The sequence below is a fragment of the Pseudomonas sp. BIC9C genome (genome assembly GCF_034541995.1).
GTDB classification, from domain to species: domain Bacteria; phylum Pseudomonadota; class Gammaproteobacteria; order Pseudomonadales; family Pseudomonadaceae; genus Aquipseudomonas; species Aquipseudomonas fluorescens_CC.
This window is the reverse complement of the sequence record NZ_JAWDGM010000007.1, coordinates 331,691-357,820: the sequence shown is the minus strand read 5'-3', so window position 1 is coordinate 357,820 and position 26,130 is coordinate 331,691. Positions and strand designations below refer to the sequence as shown.

The following is a 26,130-nucleotide window of genomic DNA, read 5'->3' as shown; positions in this document are numbered from 1 at the left end:
ACTACGGACATGACTCGCAAAGCGTTCTCCTTGTTCGATCCAAAACTGATAGGGCCAGCCATGGTTGAGTCCCTGCACAAGCTCAGCCCCAGGGTCCAGTGGCGTAACCCGGTGATGTTCGTCGTCTACATCGGCGCGATCATCACCACCGCCCTCTGGGTTCAGGCGCTGCGTGGCCAGGGCGAAGCCAGCGGTGGTTTTATCCTCGCCATCGCCTTGTGGCTATGGTTCACCGTACTGTTCGCCAACTTTGCCGAGGCGCTGGCTGAAGGCCGCAGCAAGGCGCAAGCGGCGTCCCTGCGCAACCTGAAGAAGGAAACCTGGGCCAAGAAACTGCGCGAGCCGCACTACGGCGCCGAATGGCAATTGGCTCAGTCGAGTGACCTGCGCAAAGGTGATGTGGTGGTGGTTGAAGCCGGCGACCTAGCAGACTCGATGATCCCCGCCGACGGCGAAGTCATCGAAGGTGCGGCCTCGGTGGATGAGTCTGCCATCACCGGCGAATCAGCCCCGGTGATACGCGAATCCGGGGGTGACTTCTCAGCCGTCACCGGTGGCACCCGAGTCCTCTCGGACTGGATCATCGTCCGCGTCACCGCCGACCCTGGCGAAACCTTTGTCGACCGCATGATCGCCATGGTCGAGAACGCCAAGCGGCAAAAAACCCCCAATGAAATCGCCTTGTCGATTTTGTTGGTGGCCCTGACGATCGTATTCCTCGGCGTGACGGTGACGCTTCTACCCTTCTCGTTATTCGGGGTCGCGGTGGCCAAATCCGGGGTGCCCGTTTCGATTACCGTACTCATCTCGCTACTGGTCTGCCTGATTCCCACCACCATTGCCGGGCTGCTGTCGGCCGTGGGTGTGGCCGGCATGAGCCGCATGATGGCAGCCAACGTGATCGCCACGTCCGGGCGTGCCGTGGAAGCCGCCGGCGATGTGGATGTGCTGCTGCTCGACAAGACCGGTACCATCACCTTGGGCAACCGCCATGCCTCGGCCTTTTTACCGGCGCCGGGCATTAAGGAAGCGGAACTGGTGGACGTGGCGCAGCTCGCCTCGCTTGCTGACGAAACCCCTGAAGGACGCAGCATCGTGGTGCTGGCCAAACAACGCTTCAATCTGCGCGAACGGGACATCGCGGCCCTTGACGCTCATTTCGTGCACTTTTCGGCGCAAACACGCATGAGCGGCGTCAATATGGGCGCCCGGCAATTGCGCAAAGGCGCCGGCGAAGCGATCCTGCGCCATGTCCAGAGTCTGGGCGGAGCCTTTCCCGACGCCGTACAAACCATCGTCGATGATGTGTCTCGCCGGGGCAGCACCCCGCTGGTGGTCGCCGACGGAACCAAGGTGATGGGCGTCATTGAGCTCAAGGACATCGTCAAGGGTGGCATCAAGGAGCGCTTTGTCGAATTGCGCCGCATGGGCATCAAAACGGTGATGGTGACCGGCGACAACCGGGTCACCGCTGCAGCCATCGCCGCCGAAGCCGGTGTCGATGACTTTTTGGCCGAGGCCACTCCCGAACAGAAGCTGGAACTGATCCGCCACTATCAAGCCGAAGGCCGGTTAGTGGCGATGACGGGCGACGGCACCAACGACGCCCCGGCACTGGCCCAGGCGGATGTCGCCGTGGCCATGAACTCGGGTACTCAAGCCGCCAAGGAAGCCGGCAACATGGTGGACCTGGACAGCAACCCGACCAAGCTGATCGAGGTGGTGGAAACCGGCAAACAAATGCTGATGACCCGAGGCTCGCTGACCACTTTCTCGATTGCCAACGACATCGCCAAGTATTTCGCCATCGTGCCGGCGGCGTTTGTCACCACCTACCCGCAGCTTGCGGCCCTCAACGTCATGGGCCTGACCAGCCCGAACTCCGCGGTGCTGTCGGCGGTGATCTTCAACGCGTTGATCATCATTTTCCTGATTCCCCTGGCGCTCAAAGGCGTGAAGTACCGCCCGGTCGGTGCGGCCCTGCTATTGCGGCGCAACCTGTTGATCTACGGGCTGGGCGGGGTAATCGTTCCATTCATTGGCATCAAAATGATCGACATGGCGCTGGCCGCCGTCGATCTGGTTTGAGGGAGAATTGTCATGGCTTCTCTACTGCGTCCGGCATTGACCCTGCTGATTGCCTTTTCACTGATCACCGGCCTGGCCTATCCGCTGCTCACCACCGGCATCGCCAAGCTGGTCTTCCCCCATCAGGCCGCCGGCAGCCTGATCGAAAGAGACGGCAAAACCGTGGGCTCCCTGTTGATCGGTCAGGGCTTCAGCGATCCGAAGTACTTCTGGAGCCGCCCCTCCGCTACCAGCCCCATGCCCTACAACGCGCAGGCCTCGGGGGGCTCCAACCAGGGGCCGTTGAACCCGGCGCTGATGGAGGCGGTCAAGGGCAGGATCGACGCCTTGCGCGCGGCCGATCCCGGCAACACGGCCACGGTGCCTGCCGACCTGGTCTACAGTTCCGCCAGTGGTCTTGATCCGCACATCAGCATCGCCGCTGCGTTGTACCAGGCGGGCCGGATCTCACGGGTGCGCAATCTGCCCCTCGAAAAGGTTCAGCAACTGATCAGCGAGTATTCTGAAGGGACGCTCCTGGGATTTCTCGGTGAGCCCCGGGTCAACGTCCTGGCCCTGAACCTGGCACTCGACGCCGCACATTGAGCGCTAACACACGGTGAGCCTGATGGCCGAACAACGTCCTGATCCGGACCAGCTACTGGCCCAGATTCGCGAAGAAGAAGCGCAGGCCAAACGCGGTCGGTTGAAGATTTTCTTCGGCGCCAGCGCCGGTGTTGGCAAAACCTACGCAATGCTGGCCGCGGCCCATACGGCGAAATTGCAAACCAGCAACGTGCTGATCGGCGTGGTCGAAACCCACGGCCGTGCCGAAACCCTGGCGTTGACAGAGGGGCTCGAACTGCTGCCGCTCAAACAGGTCGTCGACAAAAACCGCACCGTGTCCGAGTTCGACCTGGATGCTGCGCTCGAGCGCCACCCCGGACTGATCCTGATTGACGAACTGGCGCACTCCAACGTGGTCGGCTCCCGGCACCCCAAACGCTGGCAAGACGTGGAAGAGTTGCTCAGCACCGGGATCGATGTCTGGTCAACCATGAACGTCCAGCACCTGGAGAGCTTGAACGACATTGTCGGTGGCATCACTGGTATTCGCGTCTGGGAGACCGTGCCCGACCATGTGTTCGACAACGCCGACGAGGTGATCATCGTCGACTTGCCACCTGATGACCTGCTGCAGCGCTTGAAGGAAGGCAAGGTCTATCTGGCACAACAGGCCGAACGCGCGGTGCAGAATTTCTTTCGTAAAGGCAACCTGATTGCCTTGCGGGAACTGGCGCTGCGCCGCACCGCCGACCGTGTCGACAGCGACATGTTGCAGTACCGCCAGAGTGGTGCGGTCAAACCGGTCTGGGGCACCCGCGACTCGCTGCTCGCCTGCGTTGGCCCCCATGAGCAGGCCGAGAAAACCATACGTTCGACGGCTCGCCTGGCCGCTCAGCTCAACGTGCCCTGGCATGCCGTGTATGTTGAAACCCCGGCTTTGCAGCGTCTGCCCGAAACCAAGAGTCGCCGCGTACTGGCGTCCCTGAAACTGGCCCAAGAGATGGGCGCGCAGATCTCGACTCTGGCCGGTCAGGACATCGCCGAAGTACTGATCAAGTACGCCCGACAGTACAACCTTTCAAAAGTCGTGCTGGGCCGTGACGAACGTCCACGGCGTCAATTCTGGCGACGAGCACTGGCCGACCGGATCGGTGAGCTGGGCGCCGACCTGGATGTGATTCAAGTCTCGCTCCCGACCCACCGACGTTCACCGCCCGAAACCCAACCTGAAATCAGCGGTAACCCGATCGCCTGGCCATCCTATGCCTGGAGTGTGGCGGTCTGTGCGGTAACGACCCTGCTGGCCCTGCCAATGCTGCACGTGCTTGAACAGGCCAACATCGTCATGATCTTCCTGCTGGCCGTTGTCGCCGTGGCGGTTCGTTTTGGTCGCTGGCAGGCCATCCTAGCGGCCTTTGTCTCCGTTGCGTCCTTTGATTTCTTCTTTGTAGAACCGCGTTTTTCGTTCGCCTTCGCCGATATCCAATACCTGGTGACCTTCAGCGTCATGCTCGTGGTCGCCCTGGTTATCGGGCAGATGACGGCTGGCCTGACGTATCAGGCACGGGTAGCGCAACGGCGTGAAGATCGCATGCGGGGACTGTACGACATGTCGCGCCTGTTGTCCGCCGCGCTGATGACCGAACAGGTCGCCGACATCAGCGCCCGGTTTCTGTCCGCCGAATTTGCTGCCCGGTCTGCCTTGCTGGTGGCCGATGACAACAACAAGCTCCTGCCCCCCATGGTAACCGGGGAGGCACCGCAAGTAGACGTTGCCATCGCCCAGTGGTCTTTCGACAAAGTCGAACCGGCCGGCTACGGCACCGACACCTTGCCCTCCAGCTCCACGCTCTACTTGCCCTTATCGGCACCTATGCGGGTGCGCGGAGTGCTGGCGGTGCAACCAAGGGATACGACCCGGCTCGTGGTGCCGGAACAACGTCGCCTGCTCGACACTTGCGCATCATTGCTGGCCATCTCCCTCGAGCGGATTCACTACATCAACGTGGCCCAGGATACGACAGTGCAAATGGAATCCGAGCGCTTGCGCAACTCGTTGCTTTCGGCAATCTCCCACGACCTGCGCACCCCACTCTCAGTGATGGTCGGGTTGGCCGAAGCGCTTAAACTGACCCGGCCGCCCCTGACCGGGGAAGCTGTCGAAATCGCCACAGCGGTGGGTGAATCGGCGCTGCGCATGAATACCCTGGTCAACAACCTGCTGGACATGGCTCGCCTGGAATCGGGCAAAGTGGTGTTGAACCGTCAGTGGCAACCCATCGAAGAGGTGGTGGGCAGCGCCCTGCGGGCCATCCAGTCGATTCTGGGCCAGCGTTCGGTGCATGTCGCGCTGGACGATGACTTGCCCCCCGTACATATCGACGCGGTACTGATTGAACGCATCCTCATCAACTTGCTCGAAAACGCCGTGAAGTTCACACCGCAAGGCACCTCCATCTGCCTGGGGGCCAGGGCCACACCGGACCATATCGAGTTGTGGGTCGCCGATGAAGGTCCCGGGCTCCCCCACGGTCATGAAGACGCCATCTTCAATAAATTCATGCGCGGCAAGAAGGAAAGCTCGATTCCGGGCGTGGGGTTGGGCCTGGCCATTTGCCGGGCCATTGCCCAAGTCCATGGCGGGACTATTCAGGGCGTCACGCGATCCACGGGTGGGGCTTGCTTCACGCTACGCCTGCCCCGTGAAGCCCCCCCAGACATCGAATCCTTTGCGCAGCAAGCTGACGAGGAGCAGCCATGACCGAATCAATGCCCCATGTCCTGATCATTGAAGACGAGAAGGAAATTCGCCGTTTCGTGCGAATGGCCTTGCAAGCTGAAGGCCTGGAGGTCATTGAAGCCGATACCTTTCACCGGGGCCTCATCGACGCGGGCACCCGCCGGCCGGACCTGATCGTGCTCGACCTGGGCTTGCCTGACGGCGACGGCATCGACCTGATCCGGGACGTACGGAGCTGGTCACCGGTGCCTATCATTGTGTTGTCTGCCCGCGGTGCGGAGTCTGACAAAATCCTGGCCCTGGACACGGGTGCCGACGATTATCTGGTGAAACCGTTTGGCACTGGAGAGCTGCTGGCTCGCGTCCGCGCAATGCTACGCAGACACGTAAAGGATACCGAGAACCATACGGTCCTGGCGTTTGGCGACGTCCAGATTGATATGGAACGGCGTGTCGTGGAACGCTCCGGCGCCCCTCTGCATTTGACGCCGTTGGAGTACCGCCTGCTGGTCCATCTTTGCGCACACCCGAACCGCGTCCTGACGCATCAGCAACTGCTCAAAGCTGTGTGGGGCCCATCGCACACCACCGATACGCCTTACCTTCGAGTATTCATGGGAGGCCTGCGTAAAAAAGTCGAAGCAGACCCTTCCCAGCCGCGACACCTCATCACCGAAACGGGGGTTGGGTATCGCTTCATTCCTTGAGCCTGTATTTACGGAAGTAAAACTTTAAAATCACGACATACGAGGTTCCATTAATACAAAGCATCTGTGCTGGAGGTACATGGCATTCCGTTGTTGGGCTGCTCGCGTGCGTAAAGCGTCACTGAGGCGCGCAGCTTATTGCCGCCGAAAGCACACATCTTATCGAACGCCTTGTGATTGACGGGAAGATGCTCGCAGTCGAGTGCCTGACGGTGCTGACTGTGATCAATGTCAGGGTCATGCAGGTAGACGAAATCCTCATCGTAGTCAGTGACAATTACCCAGTGCGGGGCTTTAGAGCGAGTCAGACGGTAGCTACTGATCAACACCAAGGGTTGACCACCGGCCTTCAGCGTGAGCGCCAAATTCAACTGGTTGCTGTTGACATGCTCCACATCACTCTGCCGAAGTTCCGTGCAGAATTCTTCGTGCACCAAGCGAATAACCTCCTTTTTATGTTCGTCGCGCACTCCGTCGAGAAATAGCGGACCGGCGATACTGACTTGCAGGCGTACTCGAAATCCTCGGCGCCAGGCCGCCAATGCCAATCCTTGGGGACTGCACCCGCCGTGTCCCGAAGTCATGAACACCGTCGTGGCTTCACGCCAGATTTGCAGTTCGTCCCTGCGCTCGATCAAACGATCGGGTTGCAATGCCCTCATGGCCATCAAGAGGCACGCCGGGCCGCAGGTAAATTCAGTGGTTTGTTGGTAGTAAGGCACCTGGAATTCACGGCTTTCCCGATGTTGCAGAATGCGCTTCTCCAAACGCAAGGCATGCGCATGGTCTTCGTAGTAGTCGTGAACCACAGCGAAGCGTCGGTAACCGTTACGCTCATAAAGACTGATAGCGACGGGATTATCCGGCCGCACTTCCAGTCGCAGGTAGGCGCAGTCGTGAGCGCGAGCGCAATCCTCCGCCTGATCCAACAGCTGCTTTCCAAGACCGAGGCCGCGACTGTGGGTGGCGATTGCGATTGAATAAAGACGCGCCAAAGAGGTGCCACGGTGAAACAGGACCAGACAGTAGCCCATCAGTTGACTCCCGTCTTGCGCAACGATCAGGCTGGCATGGGCTCGGCTGATCATCCACTGAAAACTGCGTGGAGTCAGTCGATCAGAGGTAAAGCATTGGTTCTCCAGTTCCAGCAAAGACTTCAGATCATCCTGTGTAGCATTGCGAAATAATAGACTCATAGCCCCACCGTAAAAGTTGCGTAACGAAACGAGACTTTTTAAAAGTATCGTGCTTAATAGATAAGGACTTGTTCTCCAACGGACCTTTTCATATGTCAGCGGTACAGGGCGGCTTGCGTGAAGTATCAGAGCAAAATCGGTTAACGGCAATATCAAACCTGACTTATTTACCGGAGACACCGGGAAGATCCAGCCAGGTGATCATTATTGTTGAACGAAAAGAAGACTGGGCCTCTTACTTCCCCTCGGAAGATGTGATGAGTGCCCAGGAGTACCTGGAGCAGCCTCTAGAGATCGAAGCCGGCAAGCGCGTCCAGGTTATTAACCTATGCCGAAGCTACAAGTATCTGGGGCACGGGTATTATTGTTCACTGCTGGCAGAAGCACGCGGCCATAAAGTTATTCCGTCCGTGCGCACTATCAGCGAACTTACCAAAAAATCACTGTATGGCCTGGCGCTGGATGATCTGGGCAAAACCCTGGACAAAGCACTGAGCAACCACATTTACAGCAATACCGAAGGATTCACGCTCACCCTATACTTCGGTAAAACCAACCTTGAACCATTACAGGATCTGGCACGGCAAATCTTTGAAATCTTCCCATGCCCGATTCTCCTGGTAGAGTTCCGTAAAAGTAATAGTTGGCGCATCGACGGAATAAAGTCCGGTGTCCTGCAAAAGTTACGCGAAGACCAGGAAGAGCAGTTTGCCAACTCGTTGGACAGCTTCAGCCGCAAGATATGGCGAATGCCACGTTCACCCCGCGTGGCCCGCTACGACCTGGCCATTTTGCATGACTCGCAAGAAGCGCTGCCGCCTTCCAATGCCAAGGCACTGGAAAATTTTATCCGGGTCGGCAAAGGCTTGGGTATAGATGTCGATCTGATCGAAAAGAAAGACTATGCACGCATCGCCGAGTATGACGCCCTGTTGATTCGCGAAACCACCAGCGTGGATAACCACACCTATCGCTTCGCCAAGAAGGCGGAAAGCGAAGGCCTGGTGGTGATGGACGATCCTGCTTCAATCCTGCGCTGTACCAACAAGGTGTACCTGACTGATCTGCTCAAAAGCCATCAATTGGGCATGCCGGCCACCGAGATTCTCTACAAGGAACGCCCGGAAGACTTCGAGCGAGTCGGTGAACGCCTGGGCTTTCCATTAGTCCTGAAGATTCCCGATGGCTGCTTTTCCCGGGGTGTGATCAAGGTCGAAAGCCAACAGGCACTGCTCGAAGCCACCGCTGAGCTGTTCGAACACTCGGTGTTGTTGCTGGCTCAGGAGTTCTTTTACACCGAGTACGACTGGCGCATTGGCGTGCTCAACCGCAAGCCGATTTTCGCCTGCCAGTACTTCATGTCCAAAGGTCACTGGCAGATTTACAACCACAAAGCCAAGGGCCTGGACATTAATGGGGAATGCCGGACCTTGGCGGTCCACGAGGCACCACGAGCGGTGGTTGAACTCGCGGTGAAGACCGCCAACCTCATTGGTGATGGTTTGTACGGAGTCGACTTGAAGCAGTCCGACGATAAGGTGGTGGTGATCGAGGTCAACGACAACCCGAACATGGACGCCGGCATCGAAGACGCTTACTTGCAGGACGATTTGTATTCACTTGTGCTGGAAGAATTCGTCCGGCGCCTGGAACTCAAACGTCGTGGCCAGGTGTGGTGAGTGCTTGATCCGACACGCATCCTGCAAGACACGGGCTTGCTCAGTCGATAACGCCAGAGGTCAGATGTGATCAAGAGTTTTCAACTCGCCAATGGGGCACTGGTATCGGTTGAACACCTCAATGCCGATGTGATGTTGTTCAGCAATCCCGATATCGCAGAACGGGATCTACTGCGCAGCGATTTCAAACTGGACGATCACGCGTTGGCTTCGGCACTGGATCCTGACGAAGTCTCACGCATCGAATTCCACCCGGATAATCTGTTCTTGATCTGGAAGCGTCCGGAAAGTTACTCGGGCGGAGAAAGCCTGGCCTTCGAGGTCTCGTCGTTCGGCTTACTGTTCTCTAAAACACGCTTGCTGGTAATTGCGACCGACGATTCCCAGTTAAGCGGATTGGGGGAGCGGCACCCCTTGCACACTCCGCTGGATGTGCTGCTGGACATGCTGTTCAACAACCTCCATCACTACTTGGGCCACCTCAAGGTGATCAAGATGGTGGCTCGCGAGTTGCAGCAGAAGTTCAACTCTTCGATGGAGAATCGACATCTGATCCAGATGTTTAATCTCAGCGAAAGCCTGATCTATTACATCAACGCGATTCACAGCAATGGCGCTGTCCTGACCCGGTTGCGCAACCATGCAGAAAAAGAGCACTTCAGCGTCGAGGCGATCGCGCTTATCGACGATCTGATCATCGAGAACACCCAGTGCAACAAACAGGCGGAAATCTACTCCAGAGTGTTTGCCGGCTTGATCGATGCACGCGGTAATTTGATGAACAACACCATGAACAACCTGCTACGCAAACTGACGCTGATCAATGTGGTCTTCCTGCCTCTCAACCTGATCGCCAGCATTGGTGGCATGTCCGAGTTCAGCATGATGACCTCAGCCGTCCCCTGGTGGGTTGCCTACCCGCTTTTTCTCACGGGAATGCTGGTTGCCGGGGGCCTGATGGTCATCGCGCTCAAGCGTCTGACGCGTGGCTCGTCCAGCATGAATGGCCCGCATTGAACGCTTGAGGCGCTGCACAGGCAGTGCGGTAGCTTTGACCTTCTCGCGCCACCGCCCCATGAGCCGCCCTGGATATTCGATGACTCTTTACATCTCAACCTGTGTGCCCAGCTCTATCACCCGATTCAACGGCAACTTGAAGTACTTCAGGTTGCTGTTGGCGTTCTTCAGCAAAAACGCGAACAGGCTTTCTCGCCAACGGGCCATACCAATGCGTTTGGTCGGAATGACCGTCTCGCGGCTGAGGAAATAGGTCGTGCGCATCGGACTGAAATCCAGCTCAGCCAAGTGACAGAGACTCAGGGCCAGAGGGACATCAGGCTCTTCGATAAAACCGAAGTGCAGACTGACCCGGAAGAACCCTTCGCCATAAGCTTCAACCTCAAACCGCCGCTCAGCAGCCACACGCGGATTGTCTTCAGACACCACAGTGAGCAACACCACTTGCTTATGCAAAACCTGGTTATGCAGCAGGTTGTGCAGCAGCGCATGAGGAACAGCATCGGCCCTGGCCGTTAGAAACACCGCCGTACCTTGAACCCGATGGGGAGGCTGCGTACGGATGCTATCGATGAATAGTGGTAGAGGTAGCGCGGTTTCGTCCAGCCGTTCAACAATGATCTTCCGGCCCCGTTTCCAGGTGGTCATCAAAATGAACAGACCAATGCCTGCAATAACTGGGAACGCACCGCCTTGGAAGATCTTCGGTGCATTGGCCGCAAAGTACAGGCTGTCTACCAGCAGAAAACCGAGCAACATCGGAATAGCCAGCCAGCGCGGCGTTTTCCATAGCAGCAGGACGACAGCCGAGGACAAGATGGTTGTGATCAACATGGTGCCTGTCACCGCGACGCCATAGGCTGCGGCCAACGCACTGGACGACTCGAAACCGATGACCAGCAGCACAACGCCGACCATCAATGCCCAGTTAACCGTGCCGATGTAAATCTGTCCCTGCTCCTGACTGGAGGTGTGCTGGATAAACATGCGAGGGACATACCCAAGCTGGATGGCCTGGTGAGTCAGGGAGAAGGCACCGGAAATCACGGCTTGAGAAGCGATGATGGTGGCCAGTGTGGAGAGCGCGACCATCGGCAGTAGTGCCCAATCAGGCGCAAGCAAATAGAACGGGTTGCGCACAGCCTCCGGGTCCCCCAGGATCAAGGCGCCTTGGCCAAAGTAATTGAGCACCAAACCGGGCAGTACGAGCATGAACCACGCACGAGAAATCGGTTTGCGCCCAAAGTGACCCATGTCGGCATACAGAGCTTCAGCACCGGTCAACGCCAACACGACAGCACCCAGAATCGCCACACCGATTCCCGGATGAACCACGAAAAACTGCACTGCCCAAGCAGGATTGAGAGCTTGCAACACTTCCGGGCGCTGCAAAATACCGTAGATCCCAAGCGCACCCAACACCGCAAACCACAGCACCATGACCGGACCAAACAGGATGCCAATTCGGGCCGTGCCATGTTTTTGTATCAAGAACAGCGCCACCAGCACGATCAATGACAAAGGCACGACCCAGTGCTCGATTCCGTCAAACGCCAGCTGTAGCCCTTCAACCGCAGAGAGCACAGAAATTGCCGGGGTGATCATGCTGTCCCCGTAAAAAAGTGCCGCACCAAACAGGCCGAGCAGTACCAGCACCTTGCTCATGCGCGGATAAGGTGCTGCCGCGCGGCGGGCTAACGCCGTCAACGCCATGATGCCGCCTTCGCCCTGATTGTTGGCACGCAGGATGAACAGCACATATTTGATCGAGACCACCCAAATCAGTGACCAAAAGATTAACGACAGAATCCCTAGCACTCCGTCGTGATTTACCTGAACTCCGTAGTGGCCGGAAAAGACTTCTTTCAGCGTGTAGAGGGGGCTGGTGCCAATGTCCCCGTAAACCACTCCAACGGCGGCGAAGAGCAAGCCCACTCCTGACGTTCTGGATGGGGAATCTACATGCGCACTGGTCACATTTTCACTCAAGGGTCGCTTCTCTCAAATTGCGGGGGAGGAAGTTCACGCCATCCTTGGGCAATACATTGCCAGCGTCATTAGAAATGCCAACGCATGGACGGTCTAAAAATCGCGGCCAGTATCGTTGTGGACAAAAACGTCTTCCGTAAAGAAAGCGTAAAAAATAAACGGCTGCCCCAAAACATCCTGATGAACATCCTGCGTTGGCAATAGCTCATAAAGCAGGAGAAAGGGTGAAATTTCGGCAACTGGGTCAATTTCGTATCAGCGACAATACTCAAGCGAGGCAGGGGGATTTGTGCGTAGGTTGACGATACTCGAGGGACTGAGCGCTGAGTACCCAAATGTGTTGGATGAACGGAACAGGTAGCTGCCTGAACCGGTGATACGCTCACTACTCAGCAATAGGAGGTACCTAATGGCGCGGCACCATCAAAAGAACGATCAGTATCCCCAACTGGTAACCTCCGCTGGGTCTTCGGTTGGTCACAAGCGATACAAATTGGTTGATCTGCTACGGCAGTGTGATTTCGATTTACCTGAATCACCTGAAATCGTGCTTTGGCGTGATGCACCAGAAGTCGGTGCGGAGGTCGTGGTAGAGGCAGCTCGGAGTGAATGAGGGTCCACCAGCAATGCCTTCTAGCCAGAAGTCTTTCGGCGAAATCGGTGTCTTCAGGCGATGGATGGCCACCGAAGGCTTTTGCTCTGGGCATTTATTTTGTGAACTCGATAGGTTTTTCTCATCTTTTTTGTGAATCCCAACCGGCCGGCTCACAAAAAAGATGATTTTCTGCCAGTGTTTGCTGGGGCTCCAGAATCATCTATTTTGTGATCCTACAATTGGGTGGCTTTTAGCTGGCCGTAAAGCAAAAACAAGCCCGGAGGATCTCTGATTCGCCGGGTTTAATGAGATGGTCAGCCTGACCGATAAGCCCTGCAGGTTTACGCTTGCAGGGCTTTTCTCGTTTTCGGCCGGAGGATCTCTCATGAATGCGATGACGCTTCTCGGTATCGACATCGGCAAACACAGTTTCCACCTGCATGGCCAGGACACCCGAGGTCATCAGGTTTTGCGCAAGAAGATGAGCCGTGGCCAGTTGCTCGGAAGCTTGGCGCAACTCCCCATCTGCACGGTGGTGATGGAGTCTTGTGGTGGTGCCCACTGGTTGGCTCGGGAGATCGGCGCACTCGGTCACGAGGTGAAGTTGATCGCTCCGCAGTACGTCAAACCGTTCGTTAAAGGCAACAAAAACGACTTCATTGATGCAGAAGCGATCTGTGAGGCGGCGAGCCGCCCCACGATGCGCTTCTGCCCGATCAAAACGGCAGAACAGCAAACGCTTTCGGCCCTGCACCGTGTTCGAGGCTCGCTGATTGAGCATCGGACGGCGGCGACCAACCAGATTCATGGCTTTCTACTGGAGTTCGGGATTAGCCTGCCCATCGGTGTCACGGCCTTACACCGCGTACCGGCGCTACTGGACGACCCTCGGCACCCGGTTCCATTGCGTCTCAAGGGCCTGCTGATGCGCCTCTATTATCAGATTCAACAGCTCACTGATGAGATCAAGGACATCGAGTCCGACCTGAAACAACAGTTGAAGGAAGACGATGCCGGACAACGCTTGCAGAGTATTCCTGGCATTGGCCCGATCACCGCCAGCGCGGTATTGGCCGACGTGGGGATGTCTCGCGCTACCGCAGCGGACGCGATTTCGCGGCTTCGTTAGGGCTGGTCCCGAGGCAATACTCGACGGGCGGAAAGACGGTGCTGCTGGGGATCAGCAAGCGTGGGGACAAGCACATACGTCAGCTCTTGGTGCAGGGTGCGCGGGCCATCATGCGTCATATCGATAAACGGGAAGATGCCCTTGGGCCTTGGGTTCAAGAGCTGCTGAGGCGCCGACACTCCAACATCGTGGCCTGCGCCTTGGCGAACAAACTGGCGCGAATCGTGTGGGCGGTACTGGCCAAAGGCGGCCAGTACGACCCACATCCGAACGCTTGAACGTACAGCGTTACCACCGGCTTTTGCGACGTCACTGACTGATGACAGTAAACGGCAAACGGCCCGACTGAGAACCTGGCACAAAATTCAGCTAGAGAGGCTGAGGGTTTTTCAGGACAGTCGGGAGCGGCTATCATCGAGGGCCGAGCGTTGTTCCAGCAACGCTCACCATGAGCCCGGATACATTAGCGCAAGCCAGCTTTACCGGAAACAGCCCATGAGGTTGCAGGAGATGGGCTGACCATACATTTTTGTGGGAGTAATTGTTTTGGAGTTACAGCGCTGTCGGTGACTACGCGGCAATTATGTTTGCATTTGTTAATGCACCATTGATTAGTATTGGCGCCGGTGCAACGCTCAACCGGGTTACCGAATCGAACCAGTTCGTGATACCTACCCTATGGAGGATGACCTTTGAGCGAGCAGCATCAGTCTTTTGAGGGCCTGAAGCACCAATCGAACGAGGGGTTTGAATACTGGTCTGCCCGAGAGCTTGCGCCTCTGTTGGAGTACCGAGAGTGGCGGAACTTCGAGAATGTCATTGGCAAGGCAATACAGGCTTGTGAGCTTAGTGATCAACTGGTTGCCAACCATTTTGTTGACGCCACCAGAATGGTTTCCCTGGGTTCAGGTTCCCAGCGGGAACTCAAGGATGTCCGGCTCTCTCGTTATGCTTGCTATCTGATCGTACAGAATGGCGACCCTACCAAGCCGGTTATTGCCTCGGGGCAGACCTATTTCGCGATTCAGACTCGACGCCAGGAACTGGCAGATGACGCCACCTTTCAGAAGCTAAGGGACGATCAGAAGCGTTTGTTACTGCGTAATGAACTGCGCGAGCACAACAAGCAACTGGTTGAAGCGGCACAGCAAGCTGGAGTTGAAACGGGACTGGATTTCGCCATTTTCCAGAATCACGGATATCAGGGGTTATATGGCGGGCTTGATCAGAAAGCCATTCACCAACGAAAAGGGCTTAAAAAGAGTCAGAAAATTCTGGATCACATGGGTTCAACCGAACTGGCTGCCAATTTGTTTCGTGCTACACAAGCTGAGGAAAAATTGCGCCGGGATAACGTCCAAGGCAAGCATCAAGCCAATCAGGTGCATCTGGAAGTAGGTAGAAAGGTACGGGAGACCATCGTCGAATTGGGGGGAACCATGCCAGAGGATTTACCTGTCCCGGAAAGCAGCATCAAACAAGTTGAGTCCGCGGTGAAGAAGCTTCATGGAAAGTCGGTGGAAGAATGACCAATGAGACCCTGGCCTCCACCAGAACTTAAATGCCTATGAGTCAGGTTGTTGGCGCAACACTCTCCAACCGATACCCATACCCATAAATTGTCAGCAACTGCCAACCGCGATCCGCCGTCAGCCCGAGCTTGTTGCGAAGGCGATAGATGTGCGTATCCAGCGGTCGTGACGACGACATTTCTTCATGGGGCCAGAACCGTTCGTACAGGTAATCCCGCGACAGCGGTCGACCGAAGTTGCTGAACAGGCAATGCGCCAGGCGGTATTCGCGTTCGGTCATGACGATCGGTTTGCCGTCGCGAGTGACGGTCAGCTCGGCGTCGTCGAAAACCAGATCATTGAAGCTCAACCCCTCGGTAGCTGCGCGCTGCTGGCCATGTCGGCGCAGAACTGCGCCAACACGGGCCTTCAGTTCATTGGGGCGGAACGGTTTGCTGACGTAGTCATCGGCGCCGGCATTCAGGGCCTGAACGATATCGCTTTCGCCGTCTCGACTGGTGAGCATAATTACCGCAGGCGGTGCCTCCATGTGTTCGCGGGTCCATAGCAGCAATGACAAACCTGTGAGCTCGGGCAGTTGCCAGTCGAGAATCAGCAGGTCGAAGGTTTCCCGACGCAGTTGGCGCATCAGGTCTTCGGTCTGTTCGAAGCTATGCAGCGACCACGGCTGCTCCCCGGCTTCGGCCATCTGTTGCAGGGTTTGTTCGACCCGGCGTAATTCGGCGGGCTCATCGTCCAGAATTGCAATGCGCATACACGGTGACTCCTTGTCACTTGGGCAGCTGTTTATCGACCATAGCGGCTCAATCGACACAGTGAAAGCGAGCGGCCCGCCGTTGGTCGCGGCGTCCGCTATGATTCTTTGAGTCGACGCATCAGACCCAGGAACCATGAAACCATCCACTCCGCCCTGCCCTGTTGGCCATGTTTGACCAATGCCATGAAAGCCGGGAGCCAAGCCAGGTACAGCGATTGTTTCGGCAATTGGTGCGCGAGTGGTTGTGGATAAGTCTTGTGCTGTTGCCGGTGACGACACTGCTGTCCTACCGTGCGCAAGTTAACCTGGACGATGCATCCCCTGGCTTGAGCGCATTGCTTTCCCTTGGTCTGGTGACGTGCGTACTTGGGCTGTTGCTGTGGCGTCCGCGCCTGGCGCTCTGGCTGACGCTCACGGGGATGGCGTGTGCGTTGCTGACCAGTGCCGGCCTCGCGGAGTTCAAGAGGTGGTGGTCACCGACGCCTGCAGTGTTGGGGATGCTGTTTGGTTATCTGATCTGGAACTGGCGGCGCCTCAGTGTGGTGTTGACCTATTTCGGTTGGGAATTGGCGCGGCTGGACAGCGAGCCGAAAGTGTTTCCGGAACGCCGTCGTGCCCAGTATCCCGGCGGCGACCGTTTGCAGAAACAAATCATAGCGCTGGAACAAGCCATGAGCCTGACTCGTGATACCCACCGATTCATCGCCGATGGCCTTGAATACTTGCCGGTGGCCACGTTGATCAGCGATCCCCAGGGGCAGATTTTGCTCGGCAACCGCAAGGCCCGTGACCTGTTTGGTGGGGATCTGGTCGGCGATGATGTGCTGGAGCGACTTAAACAGCTCGGTTATCCAGATATGAGCCGAAAGCCGGGTTCGCCTTTATCCGCACTGCCGCTGCTGGAGTTTCGCGACCTCAAGGAGCGCAGCCTGCGTCTGGAGCGTGCCGGGCTATTACCGGTAGATGGTGAGGTTCCGGTCGGCTGGCTATGGAACCTGACTGATTTGAGTGTAGAACGCGAGGCGGAGGAGCAGCGCGCGGTCCTGTTGCGGTTTCTGTCTCACGACCTGCGGGCGCCCCACTCGGCCATTCTCGCGTTGCTCGACGTTCACCGTCATCAGGTGGGCGGTGATTCGCAGCTCTTTGATCAAATCGAGTTGCAGGTACGCCGGGCCCTGGAACTGACTGACGGTTTTGTTCAACTGGCGAGGGCCGAGTCCGAGGTTTACCAGTTTCAGCCGAGCCTGTTTGCGATGCTGGTGCTGGATGTGTTCGATCAGGCGCTGCCCATCGCGCAGTTGAAACAGATCGAACTGGTTCATCAAGTGGAAGAGGAGGCACAGGAAAGTCTGGTACTGGCGGATCAGGCGCTGCTGACCCGGGCATTGTTCAATCTGCTGGAAAATGCCATCAAGTACAGTGTTTCAGGTACCCGTATCCGTTTGCACGTCAGTCATCACGACAACTGGCTGATCTGTGAGCTCATCGATCAGGGCAAAGGTATCGCCGCCGAGGAGTTACCTGAACTGTTCAGCCAATATCGGCGTTTTTCTTCCGCTCAGGGCAGTGATGGCGTGGGGTTGGGATTGTCGATGGTCAAAGCCGTTGTGGATCGACACGGCGGGCAAATCGAGTGTCGGAGCGAGGTGGGTCAGGGCACGACATTCAGGCTGCAATTTCCGTTGTTTACGGAATGAAAGCGAACGATCCAGGTCGTTTGCTCGGGGCATAAAAAAACCGGCTATATCAGCCGGTTTTTTTACGTCCGAAAAAAACTTATGCACGCTTTTATGGTTTTTATCTCTCTGAGAAATATGTAAATAAATCATAAAGTTACGTGAAAATAACGACGGTTTTCAATGAAACGGTACACAGGTTATCCACAGAATCTCAGACAGTCACCTGATCGTTTGAAACCGGCGCTTGCGGAGTCGGTGGCAGCGAGCCCATTTCCCGTTGCATCTGCTCATTCCACGCCTGGACGCGGTCGTTCAATTCAGCAATGGCTCGTGGTCCTGTGCCTTCGGCATACATCGGTGCGCCAATGATCACAGTGATGACGCCCTGCTTCTTCGCCCAACCGGTTTTCGGCCAGAACTTGCCTGCGTTGTGCGCAATCGGCAGCACGGGCAATTCGGCGTTGACCGCCAGTGCGCTGCCACCGCGGGAGAACTTTCCGATGGTGCCGTAAGGAACGCGGGTGCCTTCGGGGAAGATCAGGACCCAGACATTGTCCTTGAGCAACTCATCACCTTTCTGCGCCACATGCTTGAGCGCGGCTTTCGGGTTGTCGCGATCGATGGCGATCGGTCGCAGCATGGCCATGGCCCAACCGAAGAACGGCACATAGAGCAACTCACGTTTGAGCACCTGGCTCAGCGGTGAAAAGTAAGCAGAGAGAAAGAATGTCTCCCACGTGCTTTGGTGGTTCGACTGAATGACGCAAGGCTGTTCAGGTACGTTCTCGGCACCCTTCACTTCGTAGCGGATACCCAGAAACACTTTGCTCAGCCACAAGGCGCAGCGGCACCAGTACACGTTGATGAAGCGATAACGTGCCTTGAAAGGCAGAAACGGCGCGATAAAAAAGCTCAGGCTGCACCACAGCAAGGAACTGGTGCCCAGCAGCAGGTAAAAGAGGAAGGTTCTGATGGCCTGCAGTATCGACATGGTGACGTTTACCGTTGCGGGAATTGCCCGTCCTATATAAAGCGCACTTCCCTTTCATCCCTGGTCAGGATCAATCGAAGCGCACACTTACTCAAGGGCATTTGTGGATAAGTTCTGCGGCAATCGCCGCCAGATCGTCAAAAATCAATGTGCCAACCGGAAGGGTCTTGCCCAAAGTCTTTTCGCCTTTCCCGGTCTTTACCAAAACTGGCTGTGAATCGACGGCTTTGGCGGCTTCCAGGTCACCAAGGCTATCGCCGACGAACCAGAGATCGGTCAGCGACACGTTGTAATGAGCGGCGATGGTTTTCAACATCCCGGGTTTCGGCTTGCGGCAATCGCAGCCTTCGTCCGGCCCGTGGGGGCAGTAGACGATCAGGCCGACTTTACCGCCCTGCTCCGCCACCAGCGCGCGCAAGCGCCCGTGCATGGCATCCAGGGTGGCAAGGTCGTAGTAGCCGCGAGCGATGCCCGACTGGTTGGTAGCGACCGCTACCGTCCAGCCGGCCTTGCTCAACTGCGCGATGGCTTCGATCGAGCCGGGGAGTGGAATCCACTCCTCCACCGACTTGATGTAAGCGTCGGAGTCGCAATTGATCACTCCGTCCCGATCGAGAATCAGCAGTTTCAACAGCAACTCCTCAGCCCAGCAGCGAAATGTCGGCGACGCCGAGGAACAACCCACGCAGACGCGCCAGCAATGCATAACGGTTGGCGCGGACCTTTGCGTCCTCCGCGTTGACCATCACGGCTTCGAAGAACGCATCGACCGGCTCGCGCAAGGCGGCCAGACGCGCCAGCGATTCGCTGTACTGACGGGTCGCAGCCATTGGCTGCACCGCTTGATCCGCTTGCTGGATCGCCGAGTACAGGGAGAACTCGGCGGCGTTGTCGAAGTACTTGGCTTCGACGGTGGTCGGCACGCTGCCTTCGAGTTTGCTCAGCAGGTTCGATACGCGCTTGTTCACCGCGGCCAGTGCAGCGGCTTCCGGCAATTTGCGGAACGCTTCCACCGCTTGTACGCGCTGATCGAAATCCAGGGCCGAACCCGGTTTCAGGGCACGTACCGACAGGTAGGTGGCGACATCCACGCCTTCGTCTTCGTAACGGGCCCGCAGACGGTCGAAGATGAACTCCAGCACCGAATCAGCCAGGCCGGCAGCCTTGACCTTGCTGCCGAACGAGTTGACGGCGAAGGCCACGGCGTCGGTCAGGTCGAGGTCGAGTGTCTTATCGATCAGGATCCGCAGCACACCGAGCGCGGCACGGCGCAGGGCATACGGGTCTTTGCTACCGGTGGGCAGCATGCCGACACCGAAGATCCCAACCAGGGTGTCGAGCTTGTCGGCGATCGCCACGGCCGCACCGGTCAGGGTGGTCGGCAGTTCAGCGCCGGCACCGCGCGGCATGTATTGCTCGTTCAGCGCCAGCGCGACATCTTCCGGCTCGCCATCGTTGAGGGCGTAGTAGTAACCGGCGACACCTTGCATCTCCGGGAACTCACCGACCATCTCGGTCGCCAGATCACACTTGGACAGCAGGCCGGCACGCGCCGCCCATTGAGCGTTACCGCCAATATGTGGAGCGATGAACGCGGCGAGTCTGGAAACGCGTTCGGCCTTGTCGTAGACGCTGCCGAGTTTTTCCTGGAACACCACGTTCTGCAGACGATCATTGAACGCTTCGAGTTTCTGCTTCTTGTCTTGCTTGAAGAAGAACTCGGCGTCGGTCAGGCGTGGGCGAACCACTTTCTCGTTACCGGCGATGATCTGCTGCGGGTCTTTGCTTTCGATGTTGGCCACGGTAATGAAACGTGGCAGCAACTTGCCTTCGGCGTCCAGCAGGCAGAAATACTTCTGGTTGTCCTGCATGGTGGTGATCAGCGCTTCTTGCGGCACGTCGAGGAAACGTTCTTCGAACGAGCACACCAGCGGCACTGGCCATTCGACCAGTGCAGTCACTTCATCGAGCAGCGCCGGTGGCACGATCGCTGTGCCTTCCTGGCGGGTCGCCAGTTCTTCGGTGCGCTTGCTGATGATTTCGCGACGCTCGTTGGCGTCGGCCAGCACGTAGGCGGCACGCAGGTCGGCCAGGTAGCTGGACGGCGAACCGATGCGCACGCTTTGAGGGTGATGGAAGCGGTGACCACGGGAATCACGGCCGGCCTTCTGGGCGAGGATGGTGCAGTCGATGACCTGGTCACCGAGCAGCATCACCAGCCATTGGGTCGGACGCACGAACTCTTCCTTGCGCGCGCCCCAACGCATGCGTTTCGGAATCGGCAGGTCGTTCAGGGAGTCTTCGACGATGGTCGGCAGCAGGCTGGCGGTCGGCTTGCCGGCGATGCGCTGGCTGTAACGCAGTTTCGGGCCGCTCTGGTCGATTTCGCTCAGCTCGACGCCGCACTTCTTGGCAAACCCCAGGGCCGCCTGGGTCGGGTTGCCTTCGGCATCGAACGCAGCCTGACGTGGCGGGCCGTCGAGGTTGATGCTGCGATCCGGCTGCTGGGTGGCCAGTGCGGTGATCAGCACGGCCAGACGGCGCGGGGCGGCGTAGACGGTTTTGCTCTCGTAGTTCAGGCCGGCAGCTTGCAGGCCCTTGTCGATACCGGCGAGGAACGCCTCGGCCAGGGTGTTCAGGGCTTTGGGTGGCAGTTCTTCAGTGCCCAGTTCAACCAGAAAATCCAGAGCACTCATTGTGCAGCCTCCAGCTTGGCCAGTACTTCATCACGCAGGTCCGGGGTTGCCATCGGGAAGCCCAGCTTGGCGCGAGCCAGCAGGTAGGCTTGCGCAACGGAACGCGCCAGGGTGCGTACACGCAGGATGTATTGCTGACGCGCAGTCACCGAGATCGCCCGGCGCGCATCCAGCAGGTTGAAGGTGTGGGAAGCCTTCAACACCATTTCGTAGCTTGGCAACGGCAGCGGCTGCTCGAGCTCGATCAGGCGCTTGGCTTCGCTTTCATAGAAAACGAACAGTTCGAACAGCTTGTCGACGTTGGCGTGTTCGAAGTTGTAGGTGGACTGTTCCACTTCGTTCTGGTGGAACACGTCGCCGTAGGTCACTTTGCCGAACGGGCCGTCAGCCCAGACCAGGTCGTAGACCGAGTCCACGCCTTGCAGGTACATGGCCAGACGCTCGAGGCCGTAGGTGATCTCGCCGGTCACCGGGTAGCACTCGATGCCGCCCGCTTGCTGGAAATAGGTGAACTGGGTCACTTCCATGCCGTTGAGCCACACTTCCCAACCCAGACCCCAGGCGCCGAGGGTCGGCGATTCCCAGTTGTCTTCGACGAAGCGGATGTCGTGGACCAGCGGGTCCAGACCGACGTGCTTGAGGGAGCCCAGGTACAGTTCCTGGAAGTTGTCCGGGTTCGGCTTCAGGACGACCTGGAACTGGTAGTAGTGCTGCAGACGGTTCGGGTTTTCGCCGTAGCGGCCGTCAGTCGGACGGCGGCTTGGCTGCACGTAGGCGGCGTTCCAGGTTTCCGGGCCAATGGCGCGCAGGAATGTTGCAGTGTGGAAAGTGCCGGCGCCTACTTCCATATCGTAGGGCTGAAGTACCACGCAACCTTGCTCGGCCCAGTATTGCTGGAGGGCGAGGATCAAGTCTTGGAAGGTACGCACGGCTGGCGTAGGCTGGCTCACGAAATTCACCTGTTTCTTGGGCTGCGATTTAAAGAGCGGGAGTATACCCGATTCATGGCTGCGCACGCCCCCTGGAGCCTTATGCCACGCTGCTTTTGGTGTTCCGAAGATCCGCTGTACATGGCTTATCACGATCAGGAGTGGGGCACGCCGCTACGCGATGCGCAGGGATTGTTCGAGTTGCTTTTGCTCGAAGGGTTCCAGGCCGGGCTTTCCTGGATCACGGTGCTGCGCAAACGCGAGCATTATCGTCAGGTGATGTTCGGTTTTGATGTGCAGCGCGTGGCGCAGATGAGCGATGCCGAAATCGACGAGTTGATGCTCGATCCGGGCATCATCCGCAACCGCCTCAAGCTCAACGCGGCCCGGCGCAATGCCCAGGCCTGGCTGGCGCTGGAGGACCCGGTGGAATTTCTCTGGTCGTTCGTCGCAGGCAAGCCTGTGATCAATCATTTCAAGGATCGCAGCGAAGTCCCGGCCGTGACGCCGACCGCCGTGGAAATGAGCAAAGGCCTGAAAAAAGCCGGTTTCACGTTCGTCGGGCCGACCATTTGCTACGCGCTGATGCAGGCCTCGGGCATGGTCATGGATCACACCCGCGATTGCGACCGCTACGCGCAGCTGGCGAACGGCGGTTAGAATGGCCGCCTCGCGCACAGCACAAGATCAGGAGTGACCTGTGGATAAGTTGAAAGGCGCCTTGCTGGTAGGCGCTCTGCGGCTGTTTGCCCTGCTTCCGTGGGGGGCCGTGCAGGCCGTGGGCTCGGCGATTGGCTGGGTCATGTGGAAAACCCCGAACCGTTCCCGCGACGTGGTACGGATCAATCTGTCCAAGTGCTTTCCGGACATGGACCCCGCCGAGCGTGAGCGCCTGGTGGGCCAGAGCCTGAAAGACATCGGCAAGTCCCTGACCGAAAGCGCCTGTGCCTGGATCTGGCCGGCCCAGCGCTCCATCGACCTGGTGCGCGAAGTCGAAGGCCTCGACATATTGAAGGACGCCCTCGCCTCCGGCAAAGGCGTGGTCGGTATCACCAGCCACCTGGGCAACTGGGAAGTGCTCAATCACTTCTATTGCAGCCAGTGCAAACCGATCATTTTTTACCGCCCGCCCAAATTGAAGGCGGTGGATGAATTGCTGCAGAAGCAGCGGGTGCAGTTGGGTAACAAGGTCGCTGCTTCCACCAAGGAAGGCATCCTCAGTGTCATCAAGGAAGTGCGCAAAGGTGGTGCAGTGGGCATTCCTGCTGACCCGGAACCGGCCGAATCCGCCGGGATCTTCGTGCCTTTCTTTGCCACTCAGGCGCTGACCAGCAAGTTCGTGCCGAACATGCTGGCTGGCGGCAAAGCGGTCGGTGTGTTCCTGCACGCCCTGCGCCTGCCGGACGGTTCAGGCTACAAAGTGATCCTCGAAGCCGCGCCAGAGGCCATGTACAGCACCGATACGGCGGAGTCCTGTGCGGCCATGAGTAAAGTGGTCGAGCGTTATGTCGGGGCCTACCCGAGCCAGTACATGTGGAGCATGAAGCGCTTCAAGAAGCGTCCACCGGGTGAAGAGCGTTGGTACTGACTGACTTGGCACACTCAGTGGATAACTTGTAGGAGCGAGCTTGCTCGCGATGGACGTTAACGATGATGTGGGCTGCCAGGTTGAACGCGGCGCCCTGGCATCCATCGCGAGCAAGCTCGCTCCTACATGTATCCACAACCGTTCATCAAGGGCGCAGAAGATGTCCGAACACCGCAAGTCATTTCGCATCAAGATCAGTCACGAAAGCTTCGGCGATTGCCTGGGCCAGACGCGCAACCTGTCGACCACCGGCGTTTACGTCAAGCATCCGAAACTGTCGGCGCTGCCCCGGGGCGCGGTGGTCTACGGACAGGTGCAGGACTTACCCACAGGCGCGCCACGGGTACGCATGGAAGTGGTGCTGGTCGATGCCGAGGGCATCGGTTTGCGTTATCTCTGATCAGTGCGCCTGACGCTCGAGCTTCTTCAGGAACACCGTCATTTCCTTCTCTGCCTGCTTGTCACCATGGCCGCGAGCAGCTTCCAGGCCTTGTTCCCAGGCCTGCCTCGCGGCTGCAAAGTCCGCCAACGCCAAATGGGCCTTGCCCAGTAGTTTCCACGCCGCCGAATACTTCGGATCGAACTCGACGCAGCGCTGAAAATGCTCCGCAGCCTTGGCGTTTTCCCCCAGATCCAGATAACCCTTGCCCAGGCCGAAGCGCAGCAAGGAGTTATCCACACCCTTGGCGAGCATTTTTTCCAGGGATTCGATCATGTTGGATTCCTTGCCTGAGGCATGTCAGGGATTGATTTGGTGTAGGAGCGAGCTTGCTCGCGATGAACCTGAGAGCGACGCGGGGTGTCTGGTTTCCAGCATTATCGTTGACGACCATCGCGAGCGGGGCTCGCTCATACAAAGGCAGGACAACGCTAAATCCGCATCAGAAGAAGCTAAGCCCTACATGAAACAGCTTTTCCACATCGCGAATATGCTTTTTATCCACAAGGAACAAAATCACATGGTCGCCCGTTTCGATCACGGTGTCATCGTGGGCGATGATCACTTCTTCGTCGCGGATAATCGCACCGATGGTGGTGCCTGGCGGCAGGCCGATGTTCTCGATAGCCTTGCCGATCACTTTGCTCGATTTGGAATCGCCATGGGCAATCGCCTCGATGGCCTCCGCCGCGCCCCGGCGCAGTGAGTGCACGCTGACGATGTCACCCCGGCGTACGTGGGCCAGCAAGGTGCCGATGGTCGCCAGTTGCGGGCTGATGGCGATGTCGATGTCGCCGCCCTGGATCAGATCGACATAGGCCGGGTTGTTGATGATGCTCATCACCTTCTTCGCACCCAGGCGCTTGGCCAGCAGCGACGACATGATGTTGGCTTCGTCGTCGTTGGTCAGGGCGAGGAACAGATCCGCGTCGGCGATGTTCTCTTCCAGCAGCAGGTCACGGTCCGAGGCGCTGCCCTGCAACACCACGGTGCTGTCGAGGTGGTCCGAGAGATGGCGGCAGCGTGCCGGGTTCATCTCGATGACTTTTACCTGATAGCGGCTTTCGATGGCCTCGGCCAAACGCTCGCCGATCTGCCCGCCACCGGCGATGACGATGCGTTTATAGGTTTCGTCGAGACGGCGCATTTCGCTCATGACCGCGCGAATGTTGGCTTTGGCAGCGATGAAAAATACTTCGTCGTCGGCCTCGATCACTGTGTCGCCTTGCGGAAGGATCGGCCGGTCACGACGGAAAATCGCCGCAACGCGGGTCTCCACGTTCGGCATGTGTTCACGCAACTGCCGCAGTTGCTGACCCACCAGCGGTCCGCCGTAGTACGCCCGCACCGCCACCAGTTGCGCCTTGCCTTCGGCGAAGTCGATCACCTGCAAGGCGCCCGGATGCTGGATCAGGCGCTTGATGTAGTTGGTAACCACTTGTTCCGGGCTGATCAGCACGTCCACCGGAATCGCTTCGTTCTGGAACAACTGCTCTTCGCGGGTCAGGTACGCGGCTTCGCGAACCCGGGCGATCTTGGTCGGGGTGTGGAACAGGGTATGGGCGACCTGACAGGCGACCATGTTGGTTTCATCGCTGTTGGTCACGGCGACCAGCATGTCGGCGTCATCGGCCCCGGCCTGGCGCAACACGGTCGGGAATGAGCCGCGACCTTGTACGGTGCGGATGTCCAGGCGGTCGCCAAGGTCGCGCAGGCGTTCGCCATCGGTGTCGACCACAGTAATATCGTTGGCTTCACTGGCCAGGTGTTCCGCCAGCGAACCGCCGACCTGCCCTGCACCCAGGATGATGATTTTCATCCAGTCACTCCATT

General features: G+C 57.9%; 20 protein-coding genes and 1 pseudogene. 12 read left to right on the top strand and 9 right to left on the bottom strand.

Features of this window, described 5'->3' with window-relative positions:
* The first annotated feature begins 9 nt into the window (after positions 1–9).
* The 4 genes from kdpB to kdpE are packed head-to-tail and all read left to right on the top strand — an operon-like array spanning position 10 to position 6,081.
* On the top strand, positions 10–2,088 hold the full coding sequence (gene kdpB, locus RS887_RS27540; RefSeq protein ID WP_322617853.1) for a potassium-transporting ATPase subunit KdpB: 2,079 nt from the start codon (positions 10–12) through the stop codon (positions 2,086–2,088).
* Positions 2,089–2,100: 12 nt separating this feature from the next.
* A complete protein-coding gene (gene kdpC, locus RS887_RS27535) occupies positions 2,101–2,673 on the top strand; it encodes a potassium-transporting ATPase subunit KdpC (protein WP_322617852.1) in 573 nt (190 codons plus the stop codon).
* Positions 2,674–2,695: 22 nt separating this feature from the next.
* On the top strand, positions 2,696–5,395 hold the full coding sequence (gene kdpD, locus RS887_RS27530) for a two-component system sensor histidine kinase KdpD (protein WP_322617851.1): 2,700 nt from the start codon (positions 2,696–2,698) through the stop codon (positions 5,393–5,395).
* Positions 5,392–6,081: a two-component system response regulator KdpE gene (kdpE, locus tag RS887_RS27525; RefSeq protein WP_322617850.1), complete on the top strand. Its 690-nt coding sequence runs from the start codon at positions 5,392–5,394 to the stop codon at positions 6,079–6,081. The genes kdpD and kdpE overlap by 4 nt, the downstream gene beginning before the upstream one ends.
* Before the next feature lie 50 nt (positions 6,082–6,131).
* Here the strand turns inward: kdpE and rimI are convergent, their stop codons facing one another.
* Positions 6,132–7,277 (bottom strand): ribosomal protein S18-alanine N-acetyltransferase, encoded by a 1,146-nt coding sequence (rimI, locus tag RS887_RS27520; RefSeq protein WP_322617849.1) that lies wholly within the window; start codon positions 7,275–7,277, stop codon positions 6,132–6,134.
* 92 nt (positions 7,278–7,369) lie between these two features.
* Between rimI and RS887_RS27515 the strand changes: the two genes are divergently transcribed.
* Both RS887_RS27515 and RS887_RS27510 read left to right on the top strand, forming a co-directional pair.
* Positions 7,370–8,956 carry a RimK family protein gene (locus RS887_RS27515; RefSeq protein ID WP_322617848.1) on the top strand — a complete coding sequence of 529 codons (1,587 nt, stop codon included), beginning with the start codon at positions 7,370–7,372 and terminating at the stop codon, positions 8,954–8,956.
* Positions 8,957–9,022: 66 nt separating this feature from the next.
* Positions 9,023–9,973 (top strand): magnesium transporter CorA family protein, encoded by a 951-nt coding sequence (locus RS887_RS27510; RefSeq protein ID WP_322617847.1) that lies wholly within the window; start codon positions 9,023–9,025, stop codon positions 9,971–9,973.
* An 87-nt stretch (positions 9,974–10,060) separates the two neighbouring features.
* Here RS887_RS27510 and RS887_RS27505 read toward each other — a convergent pair whose 3' ends face one another.
* Positions 10,061–11,962: a potassium transporter Kup gene (locus RS887_RS27505; protein ID WP_322617846.1), complete on the bottom strand. Its 1,902-nt coding sequence runs from the start codon at positions 11,960–11,962 to the stop codon at positions 10,061–10,063.
* A 980-nt stretch (positions 11,963–12,942) separates the two neighbouring features.
* Between RS887_RS27505 and RS887_RS27500 the strand changes: the two are divergent.
* Both RS887_RS27500 and dinD read left to right on the top strand, forming a co-directional pair.
* Positions 12,943–13,964: pseudogene (locus RS887_RS27500) on the top strand (IS110 family transposase).
* Between the two features lie 414 nt (positions 13,965–14,378).
* Positions 14,379–15,215: a DNA damage-inducible protein D gene (gene dinD, locus RS887_RS27495; protein ID WP_322617845.1), complete on the top strand. Its 837-nt coding sequence runs from the start codon at positions 14,379–14,381 to the stop codon at positions 15,213–15,215.
* A 43-nt stretch (positions 15,216–15,258) separates the two neighbouring features.
* On the opposite strand, the gene RS887_RS27490 is transcribed toward dinD, so the two are convergent.
* Complete coding sequence (locus tag RS887_RS27490; RefSeq protein WP_322617844.1) at positions 15,259–15,972, bottom strand: response regulator transcription factor; 714 nt, start codon at positions 15,970–15,972, stop codon at positions 15,259–15,261.
* A gap of 170 nt (positions 15,973–16,142) precedes the next feature.
* On the opposite strand from RS887_RS27490, the gene RS887_RS27485 reads away from it, so the two are divergent.
* Positions 16,143–17,672: a PAS domain-containing sensor histidine kinase gene (locus RS887_RS27485; RefSeq protein ID WP_322617843.1), complete on the top strand. Its 1,530-nt coding sequence runs from the start codon at positions 16,143–16,145 to the stop codon at positions 17,670–17,672.
* A 193-nt stretch (positions 17,673–17,865) separates the two neighbouring features.
* On the opposite strand, the gene RS887_RS27480 is transcribed toward RS887_RS27485, so the two are convergent.
* The 4 genes from RS887_RS27480 to glyQ form a co-directional block, all read right to left on the bottom strand.
* Entirely contained in the window at positions 17,866–18,645 is a 780-nt protein-coding gene (locus RS887_RS27480; RefSeq protein WP_008018383.1) for a lysophospholipid acyltransferase family protein, read from the bottom strand.
* A gap of 91 nt (positions 18,646–18,736) precedes the next feature.
* Positions 18,737–19,282 (bottom strand): D-glycero-beta-D-manno-heptose 1,7-bisphosphate 7-phosphatase, encoded by a 546-nt coding sequence (gene gmhB, locus RS887_RS27475; RefSeq protein ID WP_322617842.1) that lies wholly within the window; start codon positions 19,280–19,282, stop codon positions 18,737–18,739.
* A 4-nt stretch (positions 19,283–19,286) separates the two neighbouring features.
* A complete protein-coding gene (glyS, locus tag RS887_RS27470; protein ID WP_322617841.1) occupies positions 19,287–21,341 on the bottom strand; it encodes a glycine--tRNA ligase subunit beta in 2,055 nt (684 codons plus the stop codon).
* A complete protein-coding gene (gene glyQ, locus RS887_RS27465; protein WP_322617840.1) occupies positions 21,338–22,291 on the bottom strand; it encodes a glycine--tRNA ligase subunit alpha in 954 nt (317 codons plus the stop codon). Before glyQ ends, glyS begins: the two co-directional genes overlap by 4 nt.
* Positions 22,292–22,372: 81 nt before the next feature.
* On the opposite strand from glyQ, the gene tag reads away from it, so the two are divergent.
* From tag to RS887_RS27450, 3 genes are all read left to right on the top strand, one after another.
* Positions 22,373–22,930: a DNA-3-methyladenine glycosylase I gene (tag, locus tag RS887_RS27460; protein WP_008018388.1), complete on the top strand. Its 558-nt coding sequence runs from the start codon at positions 22,373–22,375 to the stop codon at positions 22,928–22,930.
* A gap of 40 nt (positions 22,931–22,970) precedes the next feature.
* Positions 22,971–23,858 carry a lysophospholipid acyltransferase gene (locus RS887_RS27455; RefSeq protein WP_085716098.1) on the top strand — a complete coding sequence of 296 codons (888 nt, stop codon included), beginning with the start codon at positions 22,971–22,973 and terminating at the stop codon, positions 23,856–23,858.
* Between the two features lie 160 nt (positions 23,859–24,018).
* Positions 24,019–24,258: a PilZ domain-containing protein gene (locus tag RS887_RS27450; protein WP_111283366.1), complete on the top strand. Its 240-nt coding sequence runs from the start codon at positions 24,019–24,021 to the stop codon at positions 24,256–24,258.
* On the opposite strand, the gene RS887_RS27445 is transcribed toward RS887_RS27450, so the two are convergent.
* Both RS887_RS27445 and trkA read right to left on the bottom strand, forming a co-directional pair.
* Positions 24,259–24,573, bottom strand: coding sequence for a tetratricopeptide repeat protein (locus RS887_RS27445; RefSeq protein ID WP_103396113.1), 315 nt, complete (start codon positions 24,571–24,573; stop codon positions 24,259–24,261).
* 166 nt (positions 24,574–24,739) lie between these two features.
* On the bottom strand, positions 24,740–26,116 hold the full coding sequence (gene trkA, locus RS887_RS27440) for a Trk system potassium transporter TrkA (protein WP_322617839.1): 1,377 nt from the start codon (positions 26,114–26,116) through the stop codon (positions 24,740–24,742).
* Between the last annotated feature and the right edge of the window lie 14 nt (positions 26,117–26,130).

Excerpts from the sequence above, each read along its gene's own strand:
- kdpB (WP_322617853.1), top strand. The coding sequence starts at position 10 with ATGACTCGCAAAGCGTTCTCCTTGTTCGATCCAAAACTGATAGGGCCA.
- kdpC (WP_322617852.1), top strand. The coding sequence starts at position 2,101 with ATGGCTTCTCTACTGCGTCCGGCATTGACCCTGCTGATTGCCTTTTCA.
- kdpD (WP_322617851.1), top strand. The coding sequence starts at position 2,696 with ATGGCCGAACAACGTCCTGATCCGGACCAGCTACTGGCCCAGATTCGC.
- kdpE (WP_322617850.1), top strand. The coding sequence starts at position 5,392 with ATGACCGAATCAATGCCCCATGTCCTGATCATTGAAGACGAGAAGGAA.
- rimI (WP_322617849.1), bottom strand. The coding sequence starts at position 7,277 with ATGAGTCTATTATTTCGCAATGCTACACAGGATGATCTGAAGTCTTTG.
- RS887_RS27515 (WP_322617848.1), top strand. The coding sequence starts at position 7,370 with ATGTCAGCGGTACAGGGCGGCTTGCGTGAAGTATCAGAGCAAAATCGG.
- RS887_RS27490 (WP_322617844.1), bottom strand. The coding sequence starts at position 15,972 with ATGCGCATTGCAATTCTGGACGATGAGCCCGCCGAATTACGCCGGGTC.
- RS887_RS27485 (WP_322617843.1), top strand. The coding sequence starts at position 16,143 with ATGTTTGACCAATGCCATGAAAGCCGGGAGCCAAGCCAGGTACAGCGA.
- RS887_RS27480 (WP_008018383.1), bottom strand. The coding sequence starts at position 18,645 with ATGTCGATACTGCAGGCCATCAGAACCTTCCTCTTTTACCTGCTGCTG.
- glyS (WP_322617841.1), bottom strand. The coding sequence starts at position 21,341 with ATGAGTGCTCTGGATTTTCTGGTTGAACTGGGCACTGAAGAACTGCCA.
- tag (WP_008018388.1), top strand. The coding sequence starts at position 22,373 with ATGCCACGCTGCTTTTGGTGTTCCGAAGATCCGCTGTACATGGCTTAT.
- RS887_RS27450 (WP_111283366.1), top strand. The coding sequence starts at position 24,019 with ATGTCCGAACACCGCAAGTCATTTCGCATCAAGATCAGTCACGAAAGC.
- RS887_RS27445 (WP_103396113.1), bottom strand. The coding sequence starts at position 24,573 with ATGATCGAATCCCTGGAAAAAATGCTCGCCAAGGGTGTGGATAACTCC.
- trkA (WP_322617839.1), bottom strand. The coding sequence starts at position 26,116 with ATGAAAATCATCATCCTGGGTGCAGGGCAGGTCGGCGGTTCGCTGGCG.